Raw genomic sequence first — 16,265 nt, forward strand, 5'->3', positions numbered from 1 at the left:
ATATCGCGGCTCCGTAGCAGCGATATGACGACCGTAGCACAGTCGCGTACCGCCGCTACCCCCGTGGCGTATCATTGATTTCATGACGACGATCACGCCGGGACTTCGCGCCGCGATGCTGGCCGCCGCCGAGCAGCAGTTGGTGGCGTCGGCCGACGGCGACATCGCCACCCGGGCCGTCTGCGAGGCGGTCGGCGTCACCCAGCCCGTGCTCTACCGCTTGTTCGGCGACAAGAACGGCCTGCTCGACGCGCTGGCCGACGAGGGGCTGCTGAAATATGCCGACCGCAAGGCAGCCCAGCCCAAGACCGACGACCCGGTGGCCGACCTGCTGGCCGGCTGGGACGACCACATGGATTTCGGCCGCAACAATCCCGCGCTCTATCAGCTGATGTTCGCCCCGCGCCCGCGCTCGCACGCCCATGCCCGCCGCGAGATCATGGACCTGCTCGAAGACTCGTTGCTGCGTTGCGCGGCGATCGGGGCCCTGCGCATCACCCCTAACGCGGCCGCCCAGCTGATCCTCCCGGCCAACGTGGGGTTGGTGCTGAGCTGCATCGCTCAGCCCGAGCTGTTCGACGACCCGGCGCTGTCCGACCGCACCCGCGACGCCATCTTCGCCGCCGTCCTGACCACCCCCGAGGTCAGCACCGAGGACGGAGACCCGGTTGCCGCGGCCGCCCTGCGCCTGCGCTCCCAGCTGGCCGTCACCGGAACCGCAGCCCTCGAACCGGCCGAGATCGCGCTGCTCGACCTCTGGCTGCAGAGACTCGCCTAGCGCGTGTTTCGTAGCTGAGGTGTGTGCGAGGCGCCAGCTAGAGGCCGTCTGGCTGGACCCGAGGGGCCGAGGCGTGGTCGGCCGGCCCCGTCAGGTCGGGCGGGACGACTTCGGTCATCGACCATTCGCGGCGGAACGAGCCGACGGTCAACCACGCGAGCCGGGCGTTGACGCCGAACAGCTGCCGCGCCGAGGCCAGCGTGTCGAACGAGGCCCGGCGCCGCTCGAAGCCGCGTTCCTTCAGGTCGTCGAACACCTGCAGGACCGTCGCGCAGTAGTAGAGAAAGCCGAGCGTCTCCATCTGCAGGTGCAGCGCGTCGGCCAGCTGTTCGGTCGAGTTGTCCGTGGCCGGAGCAAGTGGCGGCGAGCTGATCGCCGTGAGGAGCGCGGCGTACTGCGGCGCGGTGTTGTCGTTGACGAACCGCATGAGATCACTCGCGTACGGCTCGACCAGGCCACGCCGGGCGATGACCGCCCCCAGCCCGCGCGCTTTGGCCCGGAGCTCGTCACCGACCATCGCCTGGCTGATCGCGGCCAGCCCCTTCTCGTCCCGGTGCCGCACCAGCGCCCGGGTATAGCGCAGCAGTTCACGCGGCAGGCCGCCGCCGAGGGTGTGCAGCAGCGCGATGAACGGGTCGGGCAGGCCGGCCACCCGGTCGGCGATCAGGGCCGTCGCGTCGTCGAGGTTCAGGTATTCGACCGGGACGACCGCGTCGAACGTGCTGTCGAGCGCATCCCGGACCGGCAGCCCGCGGCGATCGAAGCGGGACAGTGCGTCATCGGAGACCGACACCAGGAACAGGCAGCCACCGATCTCCAAGCTGAACAACGACTTCACCGTGTTCAGAAAGTCCTGCACACGGTCCGGATCGGCGATCTTGTCCAGCTCGTCGAAGACGACCACGACCGGGATCCGGCTCATCGCCGCCGAACGGGCCAACGTCCGGGTGGTCATGGTCAGGAACTTGTGCAATTCGTTCGCGATCTCCGGGTACGGCATCGGGTACCGCTGGAACTCCTGCGCGGCGGTCGCGCCCCGCTCGGCCGCGAATGGCAACCGCACCTTTCCCGTTGAGCCGAATGTTTCCTTCTGCTGGAACCGAATCGTCCGCAGCCGTCGCTCCGCGCGTTGCCGCAGATCCGCGAGATCGGCCGGATCACCCTCCTCGGTGCTGAGGTCATCGGTCATCCGACGCGTTCCGGCGCCGAGCGCGATCGCCCCGGCGAGGATGCCGGTCACGGCCAGGGCCAGCCACCCGCTCGCCAGCCAGGAGGGTGGCCGGTAGTCGAGGCCGGACCATCGCCCGGTGCCCACCACGACGGCGACCATCCAGACCAAGCCCACCGCGGCGACCGGCCCCAGGTGACGGCCCGGAGCCCGGCGGCGACGCGTTCCCGGCGGCGGGCCCGCGAACGCCGCGACCTCCTCGCACAGGCGGCCGTAGAGGTAAAGGACATACTCCTTCGGCTCGTAGGTGACCGGCACGCTCTCCGTGACGACCAGCTGCCGACCGGCGGTTCCGGCTTCCGTGATGCGGCCGGCGCGGTACTGGTCGAGCAGCGACGACTTCCCGACGCCCCGCGGCCCCGCCAGCCCCACGGCTCCGCCGCTGAGTCCCGAGATCTCGGCGCTGAGCCGGTCGAACGACCGGGTGTGCACGATGTAGTCGGGGCCGCGCATCTGCTGGAGACCGTGCGGGCTGATCTCGTCCAGGGTGGTGGCGAAGCCGGGGCTGACCCGCTGCGCGATCTCGGCCTGCAGCCGCTGAATCAGCAACGGACGGGCCGCGTCCTCCCACCGCTGCTCCGCCACGTCGATGTCGTGCTGGAGCGACCGCAGCTTCCGTTCGTGCTCGGTGCGCAGCGCTGTGGCGACGCTGCTGCCGGGTGCCATCCTCATGGCCGTGTCGGCGAGCAATCGGCGGATCCTCGCGAGCAGCAGGCGGAGAAAGGCGGGCCCGGCCGAGCCGATCACCAAGGCGACGGCGAGGGCCGCGATCTCGGGAACGTGCGGCGGAATCGGCTCGAGTGGGGTCAGCAGTCCCCAGACAGCGACGGCGCCGGCCACCGACGCGAGGAGCAGGCACGCGCCTCGAACCTTGCGACCCCGGGGAAACTCGCTTTTGGCGAGCAGGAAGACAGCGAGCCCGCCGAACCACAGAGCGAAGGCGCCCGGCACGATCCAGATGACGGCCGCCCAGACCGGCCCCACATGGCGGATGGTGTCCGTCAGCAGTTGCCAGAGGGCGATGAGGTAACCGATGACGAGCGCACCGAGCAACGACGCGCTCGCCAGGTCGAAGCCGATGTCGCCGTCGGTTGCGGGGCGTAGATAACGGCGCGGCGGGCGATCGGGTTGGCCGAGGACGAAGAGGACCACGCCGACGGCCCCGACCATGATGCCGGAGAGCAGGGTCAACAGGACCGCCAAGGGCCCGCCGGCCCACGTCGACAGGGCGGGCCACGTCTGCCACACCCACACCGGAAAGGCAAGAACGGAGAGGACACCGGCGCCGAGGGCCAGCCGCCGGCCGAACTGGCCGAACTCCGCGGATTCACGGGTGCCGGTGTAGTCATCGAGGGCCTGCCGCTTCTGCGCGACGTCGTCGAGCTCGCGATTGGTGCGGGCCAGCAGCTTCGCGGCACGGTGATCGACGGTCTCGATCAGCTGCGGCACGATCAGCTCGTCCCGCCACCGTGCCAGCGCGGCCTGAAGGCCCGGATCGTCGCGCAAGGTGCGCTCGGCCAGCTCGGACAGGCGGGTCCGGAACTCCTCCGGCGTCGACCACAGCCAGCCCTCCTCGGAACCGGCTGTCTCCGACTCGGTCGTCCGGGTTGGCGGCATGGCGCCGATGGTAGGACCGGCCGTCGCGGACTTCGACCGTCCAAAAGGGGGAGTCCCGCCCGGACGCCCTACACACGCCCGCCCGGACGCCCTACACACGCCCGCCCGGACGCCCTACACACGCCCGCCCGGCCGCCCCACACACGCCCGCCGGGCCGCCCCCTCGCTCGCCCGGCGGGTCGTATGGTGGCGTGCCGCGGCTCCGCCAAGCCACGGCACGCTCGTCTCAGGCCGCCCGGCGCACCGGCACCTGGCCCACCCGCAGCACGTGCGACGGGTCGTACCGCTCGGCCACCTCGACCAGGCGGGAGAGCGTCGCCGGGTCGTAGGACCGCGCCAGACGCGCCGCCCCCGTGCCCGCGCTCAGGTTCGGCAGCGCCCCGCCGGTCAGCCACGGGTCCAACGCAGCCCGCACGGCGGCCGCGTGCGGGACGATGGCCGCGGCGATCGGCGGCACCGGCACACCGATGGTGAGCAGGCTGAACGCCGCGTCGCGGTGGCACACGGCGCTCGGGTGGGCAGGTTCCGCGGCCAGAGCGCCGCCCAGCTGGCGCAGCTCGACGATCACCTGCGGGGACCGGGCGTCGGGCCCGGCCACGGCCAGCAGCGCGTCCGCCGCCTCGGCCGGGAACGACGCCAGCAGGTCGGTCTCCTCGATCACCGGCATCGGGTCGGACGGGTCGGAGTGGATCATGCCGATGGCCGCGTACGGGATCGTCTGCACGGCGTCGATGACCGGGGTCGCCGCCGCCCGCATCGGGGCCAGCACGGCCGCGCCCGACTCCTCCGATCCGGTCCAGGCGAAGCGGACGGCCACCGTGAACTGGCCGGCCAGCTGCGGCGGAACCCCGGGCATCGGCGGCAGCTGCAGGAACGCCAGCGAGGTGGTCGCCTCCAGCGGCAGCGCCGACGACCACTCCCGCCAGCGGTGCAGCACCGTCGACGCGTCGGGGGCGGCGAAGTAGAGGGCACCGGCGTACAGGGTGGGCTGGGGAATCAGGTCGAACTCGAGCGCCGTCACGATGCCGAGCGCGCCCTTGCCGCCCCGGACGCCCCAGAACAGGTCCGGCTCCTCGGTCGGGGTGGCCCGCCGCAGCTCGCCGTCGCCGGTGACGATCTCGACGGCCCGTACGCGGTCGGACGCCCAGCCGAACGTCCGCGCGACCGGCCCGAGACCGCCGCCGGTGGTGTAGCCGACGACGCCCACGCCCGGAGCCGCGCCGCAGAGCGGGGCCAGCCCGTGCGCGGCGGCCGCGTCGATCACCTGCTGCCAGCGCACGCCCGCCCCGACCCGGGCCCAGCCGTCGGGGTGCACGACGCACTCGTCGAGGCGGCCGGTGTGCACGAGAATCGCGTCGTCGTAGGTGTCGGCCAGCCCGTGCCCGGTGGCCTGCACACCGGCCGCACGCCCGGTGCCGGCCGCGAACCGTACGGCCTCGGCGACATCGTGCGCGTCGCGGGCCTCGACGACCGCGGCCGGCTTGGCGGTGATCGCGACGTTGTATCCGGTCGCCAGCGCCGCGTACAGGGTGTCGCCCGGCAGCGCCAGAGAGCCGGTGAGCCTGCGACGAAGAAGGTCGAAGGACTCGGTCATGGTGGTCCCTTTCGGTCATCCGTGTGTCAACACCGATGACTCTGCCGACCGCCACTTGTGATCGGCTTAAGGCTCACCTTGAGGAATCCTGAACCTGCCATTCGGAGCCCACCCGGCGACCCGACAGGGCGGCCTCGCGCCGGTGCTCGTCGGCCGGCCGGCCCAGAGCCGAAGCGAGACGCGCCAGCTCCAGGTCGTAGGAACCCCAGCACGCGCCCGCCGTCCCGACCACGATCTGCCGGCCGCGGAAGGGCAGGAGTTCGCCGTACGACCGGGCGATGTCCCCGCCGAGGGCCAGCGCGACCCAGGCCCGGACGACCACCACCGCGTCGGTGGTCCAGTCGCGGGGGAGCACGTCGGGCCAGCGCCGCCGCAACCGCCGCGCCTCGACCAGGTCCCCGGCCCCGGCCGCCGCCAGCACCGCCGTCCCGTGCAGCAGCGGCACCGCCAGCCGGTCGGCCGCGTCGACCAGCTCGCCGACGACCTCGCCCAGGCGCCCGTCGAGCCGCCGGAACGAGAACGTGTGCAGGGCCCGGCAGAACTGCGCACCCCACAGGCTGGTCTGCTGGAAGCTGTCGTAGGCCCGGTTCGCGTGCTCCTCAGCCTCGGCCCACTGCCCGCGCAGCATGGCCCGGCCGGTCTCCTGATAGAGCAGGTGCGGCTGCACGTCGGGCCCGGTCAGCCGCGCGGCCAGCCGGGTCGCGGCGGCGAGGTCGGCCTCGAAACCCTCCGCGTCGCCGAGGTGCAGCAGCAGGGGACCCCGGTGCAGACGGGCGAAGAACTCCGTACGCAGCGGAAGGCCGCGCCCGGCAAGAGCGAGCGCCTCGTCCGAGGCCGCCAGCCAGCGCTCGACCCGGTCGGCCGACCCCCACGTCGAGATCATGTAGTTGTTGACCGTGCGGCCGAGCAGCTCCGGGTCGTCGAGCGTGCGGGCCAGGACGACGGCCCGCTCGGCGTAGGCGGCGCTGTCTCCGCGCCGCGCCGAGCTGTACGCGAGCTCGACGCCGAGCGTGCCGAGCAGCCGCGCCCGCAGCGCCGGATCCCGCTCCCCGGCCTCGGCCGCCAGCTCTTCGAGCAGCGCCACCATGGACTCGTCGACCACGCCGTAGGCCCGCCAGTTCCACAGCGTCACGCCGCCCCACACGCTGGCCGCGGCGGCGAGTTTGTCGTGATCGCCGAGCCGCCGCGCGACCGCGATCGCCTCCGCCACCACCTCCTGCGCCTCGGTGAGCCGGCCCGCGCGCAGCAGGTCGTCGCCCAGCATGACCAGCAGCCGGTGCCGGTGCTGCGGGTCGGGCCCGAGCAACGCCAGCGCCCGCCGGGTCTGCATCGACGCCTCGGCGTGGGCGTGCAGATCGCGGGCGGCGGCTGCGGCCTCCTCGGCATAGCGGCGGGCCGGTTCGGCGCCGGTCACCGGCACGGCGTGAAAGTAGTGGTGCGCGAGCCGGTCCACGTCGGCCGCGCCGTCGCCGAGGGCGCGGGCGACCCGGGCGTGCAGACGCGCGGCGGCGATCCGGCTCAGACCGGCGACGAGCGTTTCCCGTACGAGGGCATGACTGAACCGCCACCGCCAGGCGCTCTCGTCGAAACGCAGCACCCGGTGGCCGACGGCCGGTTCCAGACGGGTGATGACCTGCTCGGCGTCGAGCCCGGAGGCGGCCTCGAGCAGGGTCAGCCCGGCGTCGCGGCCGATCACGGCGGCCAGGCGCAGCAGCTCGACCGTCTCGGTGCTGAGCCGGGCCAGGCGCCGGTCGAGCACGTCCCGTACGGAGGGCGGCAACGTGTCGACCCGCCCCTCGGCCGCGGCCAGTTCGGCCAGCTCGCCGGCGAAGAAGGGGTTGCCGTCGGTGCGTTCGTGGACCACCCGCGCGAGGTCGTCCACGTCGGCCGCGCCCGCCCGGGGAGCGATCAGCTCCCGCACGTCGGCCGGGGTCAGTCCGGTCAGCTGCAGCCGCTGGGCCCGTGGTTCGCGGGCGAGGGCGGCCAGGCAGTCGACCACTTCGGCGCCCAGCTCCTCACCGATCGTGCGCACGGTGAGCACCACCAGCAGCCGTACGCCGTCGAGGTGCCGGGTGAGCAGCGCCAGCAGCGCGAGGGAGGTCGCGTCGGCCGCCTGCACGTCGTCGAGCACCACGAGCACCGGGGTGGCCGTCGCCGCGGCCGTCAGCCGGGCCCGCAGCTCCTGGAACAGGGCGAAGGTGGGATCGCCGTCGCCGGTGGCGTGCAGGGGGCGGCCGTCGAGCCGTTCGAGGATCTGGAGCCAGGGCCACAGGGCCGGCACGCCGTCGTCGTCCGCGCAGCGGCTCCAGGCCGAGCGCCAGCCCTGGGCGCCGGCCATGGCCGCGGCCGCCTCGGCCAGCCGGGTCTTGCCGATGCCGGCCTCGCCCTCGAGCGCCACAACGGCGCCGTTGCCCCGGGTGACCTCGGCCAGCGCGGCCCGCAGCCGGGCCTGTTCCGCGTGCCGTCCCACCAGATGATCCGACCGGCCGGGCGGCGCGTGGCGGGGGTGCGGGCCGAGGGCCGGGTCCTGGCGCAGGACCGCCTGCTCCAGCGACCGCAGGGCCGGGCTGGGGTCGATGCCCAGCTCGTCGGCGAGCAGCCGGGCGCAGCGGCGGTAGGCGTCGAGGGCGTCGGCCTGGCGACCGGCCGCGTACAGGGCCTCGATCAGCGCCGCCCACAGGGACTCGCGCAGCGGCTGCTCGGCCACCAGACGCTCGAGCTCGGTGACCGCCTCGGCGGTGCGGCCGACGGCGGCCCATGCGACCGCTCGGCGCTGGCGGGCCAGCAGGTGCAGGTCGGCCAGGCGGGCGCGTTCGGCTACGACGAGGGGGTCGTCCGGCAGATCGGCCAGAGGGTCGCCTCGCCACAGCTCGACCGCCTCGGTCAGCAGCTTCACGGCGTCGCCGGGGCGGTCCGCGGCCTCGTCGAGCAGGGCCGGGAGCCGTACGAGATCAAGCTCGGCATCCTCGGCCGCGGCGAGATAACCGGGGGAGCGGGTGACGATCAGGTCGCGGCCGAGCAGGCGGCGCGTCTGCGACACGTACGCCTGGACCGTGCCGATCGCCCCGGGCGGCGGAGCGTCGCCCCACAGCGTCGCGATCACCCGGTCGACGCTGACCACCCGGCCGGCCTCGCTGAGCAGCAGGGTCAGCAGCGCCCGGGGCTTGGGGCCGCCGAGATCGACCAGACTTCCGTCGCCGGTCCGCACCTCCAGGGGACCGAGCAGACGGAAACGCATGACGTCAGGCTAGATCCTGCGCCGATCACGGAAAATCATCCTGGTGGTGTTGTCGATTCCGCCGGACGTCGCGCGACGACCCGTTGACAGTTCCGCACGAGAGGATTGCCGACATGAAGTACGCACTGCTGATGTATTCGGTGGAGAAGGACTGGGCCGAGGCCGACGAGGCGACCCGGGAGAAGGTCTACGCCGCGCACGGCCGGTTCTCCGACCTGCTGCGGTCGCGCGACGCCGGGCGCGGTGGCGAGGAGCTGGCCCTGACCAGCGCCGCCACCACGGTGCGGATGACGGCCGACGGCGAGGCCCTGATGACCGACGGCCCGTACGCCGAGACGGCCGAGCAGCTGGGTGGCTTCTACCTGGTCGAGGCCCGTGACCTGGACGAGGCCCTGGAGTTCGCCCGCGCCCTGGCCGGGGTGGAAGACATCATCGAGGTCCGCCCCGTGGTCGAGCACCCCTCAGCATGACCGGCGTCGAAGCCGCCAACCGAGAGCACCCGTCCGCATGACCAGCGTCGAGGCTGCCTTCCACGAGCACCGTGGGCCCCTCATGGCCACGCTGGTCGCGGAGTTGCGCAGCTTCGACCTGGCCGAGGAGGCGTTGCAGGACGCCTTCGCCGCCGCCACCGACCAGTGGCCCGGCGAGGGCGTCCCGCGGCGCCCGGCGGCGTGGCTGCTCTCGGTGGCGCGGCGGCGGGCGGTCGACCGGCGCCGCCGCGAACAGACCCTGACCCGCTATCTGCCGTTGCTGATCACCGAGGAGCACACCCCGGCCGAGTTCCCGGCCCGGGCCGCCGACGACTCGCTGGGCCTGCTGTTCGCGTGCTGCCATCCATCGCTGGGTCGCGAGGCTCGGGTCGCGCTGGCCCTGCGGTTTGTGGCCGGCCTGACCGTGCCCGAGATCGCCCGGTTGTTCCTGGTTCCCGAGGCGACCATGGCGGCCCGGATCACGCGGGCCAAGCAGAAGATCCGGGCGGCCGGGATCCCGCTGCGGCTGCCCACCCCGGTCGACCTGCCCGAGCGGGTGCCGGGCGTACGGGCGGTGCTCTATCTGCTCTTCACCGAGGGCTACCGGTCGTTCCGGGACGAGGTGGCGGGGGAGGCGGTCCGGCTGACCCGGCTGCTGCACGAGCTGAGGCCGACCGATGCGGAGACGGCGTCGGTGCTGGCGCTGATGCTGCTTCAGCACTCGCGGCGGCGCGCGCGGTTGCGGGACGGCCGGCTGGTGCTTCTGGCCGACCAGGATCGTACGCAATGGAACGCTCTCGACATCGCCGAAGCGCTCACGCTGCTGGAAGTGAGGACGCCGGACGAGCCGTACCGGTTGCAGGCGATGATCGCCGCCCGGCACGCGATCGCCGGACGCGCCGAGGACACCGACTGGGCCGCCATCGCCCGGCTCTACGCGCAACTCGAGGCGCTCACCGGCTCGCCCGTCGTGCGGCTCAACCGGGCGGTCGCCGTGCTGGAGGCCGACGGACCGGCCGCGGCCCGCGACGTGATCGCCGGCCTGGAGGAGCAATTGCCGCGAAACCACCACTTGTGGGCGGCCCGGGGCGAGATCGCGCTGCGGCTCGGCGACCGGGAGGCGGCGGCGCGGGAGTTCAGCCGGGCGGCCGAACTGGCCCCGACCGACACGGAACGTGACTTCTTGATCAAGCGGGCGGGCTGACCCGGTACCGGTTTCGGGGCAGCAAGATCCACGCGAAAGGGCAACGTCGGTTCCGGAACCGCGGCGCTATGTCCGAAGCCTGTGCGAATGCCGCTCCCGGCGGGCAACCGGACGCTTGACATGCGCATCGCTCTATTGCTTCCTGTGATCCAGTTTGTTGCTTCCCCATTACGGAAGGACGTTTGCGCATGACGAAAACTGCCGGTCGCCGGCACCTGCGACGGATTCTCGCCGTTGGGCTCGCCGCGGTCACCGTGGGTGCGCTCACCAGCGCGCCCGCCGCCGCAGCCCCTGCCCCGGCCGCCGCAGCCGCACCAAATTTCGGCACCAACGTCACCATCTTCGACCCGAGCATGCCCGTCGCCGAGATTCAGGCGAAGCTCGACGCGGCGCACGCGCAGCAGGTCAACGCGGAGATGGGCACCAACCGCTACGCCTTCCTGTTCAAGCCGGGCACCTATGGCACCGACGCCCAGCCGCTGCAGATCAAGGTGGGCTACTACACCGAGGTCTCCGGCCTCGGCGCGTCACCGAACGACGTCGTGATCAACGGCAAGGTGGAGGTCTACAACCGCTGCCTCACCGAGAACGGCACGGCGAACTGCCTCGCGCTGGTCAACTTCTGGCGCACGCTGTCGAACCTGTCCATCAAGGTCAACGGAGCGGGTCAGGACGGGTGCCGGGCCGGCGCCAACTTCTGGGCCGTCTCGCAGGCCGTGTCGCTGCGTCGTCTCAACGTCGACGGTGGCTTCACGCTGATGGACTACTGCACCGCCGGCCCGCAGTACGCCAGTGGTGGTTTCATCGCCGACTCCAAGTTCGGCGGCGTGACGAACGGTTCGCAGCAGCAGTGGCTCACCCGTAACAGCAAGGTCGACAACTGGTCGAACGCGGTGTGGAACCAGGTCTTCGCCGGTGTCGAGGGCGCGCCCTCCGACGCCACGTTCCCGGACCCGCCGTACACGACCCTGGAGAAGACCCCGCTGAGCCGGGAGAAGCCGTTCCTGTTCGTGGACGCCAAGGGCAAGTACAACGTCCGCGTGCCGAGCGCGCACCGCAACACCAGCGGTGTCAGCTGGGACGAGGACATGACCAGCGGCCGGACGATCCCGCTGAGCGACTTCTTCGTCGCGAAGCCGTCCGACCCGGAGTGGCTGATCAACGCGCAGCTGCTGCTCGGCAAGAACCTGCTGTTCACGCCGGGTGTCTACAACATCGACCAGAGCATCCACGTGCTGCGGCCCAACCAGGTCGTGCTCGGGATCGGTCACGCGACGCTGACCGCGGTCAACGGGGTCACGCCGCTCAAGGTCGCCGACGTCCCCGGCGTCATCATCGCGGGCGTCACCATCGACGCCGGCACCAAGGAGTCGAAGAACCTGCTGCAGGTCGGCAACAAGAACGGGCTGAAGATCAGCTCGCCCTCGAACCCGACCACCCTGTCGGACGTCTACTTCCGGGTGGGCGGCCCGCACATCGGCAAGGTCGACACGGCTCTGGAGATCAACAGCGACAACGTGCTGATCGACCACACCTGGGTGTGGCGCGGTGACCACGGTGTCGAGGGCTTCACCGAGGGCGTGAACGGTGACACCCAGCGGTGGCGCACCAACACCGGTCGCTACGGCGCCGTGATCAACGGCGACAACGTGACCGCGACGGGCCTGTTCGTCGAGCACTTCCAGAAGTACAACACCGTTTGGAACGGCGAAAAGGGCGTCACGGTGCTCTACCAGAACGAACTGCCGTACGACCCGCCGACTCAGGCCGACTGGATGAACGGCAAGACCAAGGGGTACGCGGGTTACAAGGTCGGAGACAAGGTCAAGAACCACTCCCTGTACGGGGCCGGCGTCTACGTCTTCAACCAGAACAACCCGTCGATCGTGACCGAGAACGGTTTCGAGGTCCCGAAGCGCCCCGGTGTGAAGCTGCACCACATCATGACCGTCAACCTCAGCGCCGGGACGATCAACCACGTCGTCAACGGCGTCGGTGGACCGGCCGAGATGTCGGCGACGGGGACCCCGGTCTTCATCACCGACTACCCGGCTTCCTAGGGCAGGTCAGACGCGACGGGCCGGAGTCGTTCACGACTCCGGCCCGTTCGCTTTCCCGTCTAGGGGACGGATGCCTCCTGGCGGGGATAGGCACCCATCCCGTCCGCCATTCTCCCGCCCTGAGGGCGACACGCCATTAGCCGAACAGACACCGGTGGGACAGCTTTACGACAGCGCCGCCCCGATCGCGCGCATACCCTCCATGACCTGCGCGGTCCGGCCCGGCTGCTCATGATCGAACTCGGCCAGGACCGCGTACGCCCGGTCACCCAGATAACCCACGTCGGCGCGGATCCCGTCGTCGGTGCCGGTCTTGTTCCGCACCGACCGGGTGTGCGCGAGCGGATCGGCGCCGAACCCGGACGCCACCATCGACAGGTCGGCGCTGGTCGCCATCCACCCGTCCATCCGCGCCGACACCGCCTCCGAGATCAGCTCACCGCGACTGATCCGCACCATCAGCGCCGCCAGTTCCCCCGCCGCCCCGGTCGAGAGCGTCGGCGGATCATCAGGACCACGCCCATCCCGTACGCGGTCAAGAAGTCCCGTCTCCCGCAACCCCAGCTCGGCGGCCAGTTTCGCTACGGCGTCGAGCCCGATCCGCCCGAGCAGCACGTTGGTCGCCCAGTTGTCGCTGACCGCCGCGACCAGAACCGCCAGATCCACGACCGGAAGCGCGTCCACGGCCAGGTGCTGCCACAGCCCCGAGTCGGCCACGGCCACCCCCGGATCCCGTACGAGCAAGTCGCCCGCCCCCAGCGTGCCGTCCTCGAGCTGCCGCGCCGTCTCGATCAGCAGCAGCAGTTTCCCGACGCTGGCCGTCCGGAGCCGCCGCCCCGGCTCGTGCTCCGCCCGCCCCGGCACCGAGATCGACCACCGCACTCCCGGCGTCCCGGCCACCACCTCGTCCACCACGTGCTGCAGTCGCATGCCGATCATTGTGCCGCGCGCCCAGTACGCTGCCGACGGTGGAGATCCTCGACGAGCTGATGGCCCGGGCGGAGGCCGACTCCCGTGTGCGCGGGGTCATCCTCACCGGCTCGCACGCGCGCGGCCTGGCCACCGCGCACTCCGACGTCGACGTGACCGTGGTGCTGCCGGACGCGGACCACGACTGGCGGCGTGATCGCACAGGTGTGGTCGACCTGGCCTGGCTCACCGTGGACCAGCTGGCCGACACCTCGGATCCGTGGCAACGCTACGCCTTCCGCGGCGCTCGCGTGCTGCTCGACCGCGGAGGTGTCGCCGAACTGGTCGGGCGGCAGGCCGAGCCGACCGGAGACGAGGCGCGGCACTGGGCCGAGGACTACCTCGACGGGTACGTCAATCTGCTCTACCGCGCCGCGAAAAGCCGCCGCGACGGGCACCCGGGCGCGGCGCTTCTGGACGAGCAGGAGAGTGTGAGCTGGCTGCTCGGCACGGTCTTCGCCCTGTACGGCCGGGTGCGCCCGTACAGCAAGTATCTGAAATGGGAATTGAGCACTTTCCCGCTGCCGGAGCCCTGGAACGACCACCTCGCCCCGGAGCACGTCGCCCACCACCCGGTCGAGCTGTTCCCGGCCGTCGAGCGGCTGGCCCGCGAGCGGGGGCACGGCGAGCTGCTCGACTCGTGGGGCACGGACATCGATCTGATCCGTAACAGCCGGCGCGGGGCCGGACAGGTAGGGGTGTGAGCACACCGCAACCGGATCGGGAAGCGCGCTTCCGGGCGCTCTACGCCGATGCCTACCCCGACGTCCTGGCCTTCGCGCAACGCCGAGGCCATCCCAGCCACGCCGAGGACGTGGTCGCCGAGGCCTTCCTGGTGGTGTGGCGCCGTTTCGACGAGGCGCCGAAGCGCTCCGGGGACGCCCGGGCCTGGATCTTCGGCATCGCTCGCCACTGCCTGCTCAACGCCCGGCGCGGGCAGGGCCGCCAGGACGCCCTGGCCGTCCGGATCGCGTCGGCGCCGCCGGCCGGCGACGAACCGGGTGAGCCCTCGGGCGAGCTGATCGACCTGGCCGCGGCCTGGAAGAAGCTCGGCCCCAAGGACCAGGAAGCCCTGGCCCTGGCCGTCTTCGAGGACCTGACCTCGGCCCAGGCGGCCCGGGTGCTCGGCGTCAGCGCCGCGAGCTACCGGATCCGCCTGATGCGCGCCCGCCGTGCCCTGCGCGCCCACCTGACCCCGACCTCGTTCGCCGCCGCCCCGATGATGGAGGCCCAGCCGTGAAAGCCCTGCGTAGCCTCGACGCCGCCACCCCGCCCACGTTCGAGCAGTACGAACGGGCCGCCGCCACCCTCGACCGCATCGTGGCCACCCGGCCCGACCCGCCCCGGCGCCGGCCGGTCCGCGCCTGGATGCTGGTCCCGGCCCTCGCCGCCGCGGTTGCCGTCCTGCTGCTCGTGGTTCCCTGGGGCCGGAGCGGGCGCGCGTACGCCACCTGGACGCCGACACCGGTGGCGTTGTCGCCGGCCGAGATCGGTGTGGTCGGCCCCGCATGTCAGGGACAGCTGCGCCAGTCGCCCGATCTTGATCTCGACCGGGCCGAACTGGTGCTGGCCGAGCGCCGCGGCGAGTACGTCGCCCTGCTCTACCGCCACGACAACCCCGGGACGGTCGGGTTCTGCCTGGCCCACAACCTGCCCGGCACGGACGACGTCGACGACGTGAAGACCGGGGGCGGCAGCGGCGCCGAATCCTTCGATGCTGCCGAGGGCCGGTTCAAGGACGGCGCGCTGGCGGTCTATCCGGAAGGCGTCACGATCACCGAGGGCGCGGCCGGACCCGACGTGGCCGGACTGACCATCCACACCCAGGGGCTGACCGTCCGGGCCACGGTGAACAAGGGCCACTGGGTCGCCTGGTGGCCGGCCGCGGCGGTGGAGAAGGACGGCGAGGGGAAGTGGCGGGACGTGCCGCGCACCTACGACGTGCGGCTGAACGACGGCCGGACGCTCATTGACGTGAAGCCAGCTCGCTGACCAGGAAACGGCAGGGTTCCGCGATCTCCCGGCGGGACCCGTCGTCGTCCACCACGGTGAACCGGTCGACATAACGGCACCCGGTCTCGGCGTATCCGAGCCGCCGATAGAGCGCCGCCGCCCGGGGATTCGTGTCGTCCACACCCAGGCCGAGGCGCCCGATTCCACGTTCGAGGGCCAGGTCCTCCGCCGTACGGATGAGGGCCGTTCCGACGCTTCGACGTCCTCGGCGCGGCATTCGCGGATGTCCATCCGACCAGTCTTATCGGAACAGCCGCGCCTGCGACACGGCTTATCGGAACAGCTGCATCTGCGACACCGCGGCCAGGGTGATCAGCTGGTCGACGGTCAGCGGCAGATCCTTGCGGCCGACCCGGTAGTCCTCGGGCCCATAGGCGCGGTCCGGGTCGGTGGGGGTGACCGCCGGAACGCCGTTCGAGGCGCTGACGAAGATCTCGGTCCCGCCCTTGTAGATGCGGATGTTGACGAGGCGATAGCCGTTGTCGCTCCGCGAATCCAGGACGGTTACCCGCTCGCCGTGGGGGCCGGTGCGGACCGAACAGACGCCCGTGCAGTCGCCGGGATCCGTCGTCGCCGGTGAGGCGCCGAACCCGATCGTGCCCACGCCGTTCACGTCGCTGACCACCGTCCCCGCGCTGAACCCGGGCGGCGTGGTCTCGGCCGCTCGCTTCGGATCGAAGACGCGGTAGGCGAACGCCTCCAGGGGCGCGCGCTCCGGCGTCTCGCGCGCGAAGGTGGCGCCGGGCAGCAGCCGGGGAACGGCCTCGACCAGGTAGCACGTCATCATGTCGGCCGCCCCGGGCACGGGGATGTTGGGGTTGTCCGCGGGCGTCCCTTTCGCGAACGGCGTGCGGCAGGTGGCCAGCGGCTCGGGCGCCGGCGGGTCGACGGCCGGAACCGAGGGCCGGGCCCACAACGGAACCGCGACGGCGATCGTGGCGACCGCGGCGGTGACCGTGCCGGCGGCGAGCGCGAGACGACGCGTACGGCGGCGCAATCGGCCTTTGCGCATGACCTCGTCGAGCGTGAAGGCCGGCGGGGGCGCGTCGGAGGTGTAGGTGAGCAGCGCTTCCTGGATGTCGGTGTCGGCCACG

Annotated in this window: 13 protein-coding genes; 7 read left to right on the top strand and 6 right to left on the bottom strand. The window is 71.9% G+C overall.

Annotation, left to right across the window (positions count from 1 at the left end; genetic code table 11):
• Positions 1-82: 82 nt before the first annotated feature.
• Complete coding sequence (locus JIG36_RS10325; protein ID WP_203375879.1) at positions 83-778, top strand: TetR/AcrR family transcriptional regulator; 696 nt, start codon at positions 83-85, stop codon at positions 776-778.
• Between the two features lie 37 nt (positions 779-815).
• Here the strand turns inward: JIG36_RS10325 and JIG36_RS10330 are convergent, their stop codons facing one another.
• From JIG36_RS10330 to JIG36_RS10340, 3 genes are all read right to left on the bottom strand, one after another.
• On the bottom strand, positions 816-3,623 hold the full coding sequence (locus JIG36_RS10330; RefSeq protein WP_203375880.1) for a hypothetical protein: 2,808 nt from the start codon (positions 3,621-3,623) through the stop codon (positions 816-818).
• A gap of 226 nt (positions 3,624-3,849) precedes the next feature.
• Complete coding sequence (locus JIG36_RS10335; RefSeq protein ID WP_203375881.1) at positions 3,850-5,217, bottom strand: FAD-binding oxidoreductase; 1,368 nt, start codon at positions 5,215-5,217, stop codon at positions 3,850-3,852.
• A gap of 73 nt (positions 5,218-5,290) precedes the next feature.
• Positions 5,291-8,455 carry an ATP-binding protein gene (locus tag JIG36_RS10340; protein WP_203375882.1) on the bottom strand — a complete coding sequence of 1,055 codons (3,165 nt, stop codon included), beginning with the start codon at positions 8,453-8,455 and terminating at the stop codon, positions 5,291-5,293.
• A 113-nt stretch (positions 8,456-8,568) separates the two neighbouring features.
• Between JIG36_RS10340 and JIG36_RS10345 the strand changes: the two genes are divergently transcribed.
• From JIG36_RS10345 to JIG36_RS10355, 3 genes are all read left to right on the top strand, one after another.
• Positions 8,569-8,925, top strand: a complete 357-nt coding sequence (locus JIG36_RS10345) for a YciI family protein (RefSeq protein WP_203375883.1) — start codon at positions 8,569-8,571, stop codon at positions 8,923-8,925.
• A 37-nt stretch (positions 8,926-8,962) separates the two neighbouring features.
• Positions 8,963-10,129, top strand: coding sequence for an RNA polymerase sigma factor (locus JIG36_RS10350; protein WP_203375884.1), 1,167 nt, complete (start codon positions 8,963-8,965; stop codon positions 10,127-10,129).
• A 188-nt stretch (positions 10,130-10,317) separates the two neighbouring features.
• Complete coding sequence (locus tag JIG36_RS10355; protein WP_203375885.1) at positions 10,318-12,189, top strand: pectate lyase-like domain-containing protein; 1,872 nt, start codon at positions 10,318-10,320, stop codon at positions 12,187-12,189.
• A 165-nt stretch (positions 12,190-12,354) separates the two neighbouring features.
• Here JIG36_RS10355 and JIG36_RS10360 read toward each other — a convergent pair whose 3' ends face one another.
• Positions 12,355-13,119 carry a serine hydrolase gene (locus JIG36_RS10360; protein WP_203375886.1) on the bottom strand — a complete coding sequence of 255 codons (765 nt, stop codon included), beginning with the start codon at positions 13,117-13,119 and terminating at the stop codon, positions 12,355-12,357.
• A gap of 38 nt (positions 13,120-13,157) precedes the next feature.
• Between JIG36_RS10360 and JIG36_RS10365 the strand changes: the two genes are divergently transcribed.
• From JIG36_RS10365 to JIG36_RS10375, 3 genes are read left to right on the top strand one after another with little or no spacing between them, the layout of a single operon-like run.
• Positions 13,158-13,862: a nucleotidyltransferase domain-containing protein gene (locus JIG36_RS10365; RefSeq protein ID WP_203375887.1), complete on the top strand. Its 705-nt coding sequence runs from the start codon at positions 13,158-13,160 to the stop codon at positions 13,860-13,862.
• Positions 13,859-14,398 carry an RNA polymerase sigma factor gene (locus JIG36_RS10370; protein WP_203375888.1) on the top strand — a complete coding sequence of 180 codons (540 nt, stop codon included), beginning with the start codon at positions 13,859-13,861 and terminating at the stop codon, positions 14,396-14,398. Before JIG36_RS10365 ends, JIG36_RS10370 begins: the two co-directional genes overlap by 4 nt.
• Positions 14,395-15,150: a hypothetical protein gene (locus JIG36_RS10375; RefSeq protein WP_203375889.1), complete on the top strand. Its 756-nt coding sequence runs from the start codon at positions 14,395-14,397 to the stop codon at positions 15,148-15,150. Before JIG36_RS10370 ends, JIG36_RS10375 begins: the two co-directional genes overlap by 4 nt.
• On the opposite strand, the gene JIG36_RS10380 is transcribed toward JIG36_RS10375, so the two are convergent.
• Both JIG36_RS10380 and JIG36_RS10385 read right to left on the bottom strand, forming a co-directional pair.
• Positions 15,125-15,388 carry a GNAT family N-acetyltransferase gene (locus JIG36_RS10380; RefSeq protein ID WP_203375890.1) on the bottom strand — a complete coding sequence of 88 codons (264 nt, stop codon included), beginning with the start codon at positions 15,386-15,388 and terminating at the stop codon, positions 15,125-15,127. The genes JIG36_RS10375 and JIG36_RS10380 overlap by 26 nt on opposite strands.
• A 54-nt stretch (positions 15,389-15,442) precedes the next feature.
• The gene (locus tag JIG36_RS10385; protein WP_203375891.1) at positions 15,443-16,264 is read right to left on the bottom strand and encodes a hypothetical protein; all 822 of its coding nucleotides are present in this window, start codon (positions 16,262-16,264) and stop codon (positions 15,443-15,445) included.
• Position 16,265: the final 1 nt, after the last annotated feature.

It is taken from the genome of Paractinoplanes ovalisporus, from assembly GCF_016834655.1.
Classification (GTDB): Bacteria; Actinomycetota; Actinomycetes; order Mycobacteriales; family Micromonosporaceae; genus Actinoplanes; species Actinoplanes ovalisporus.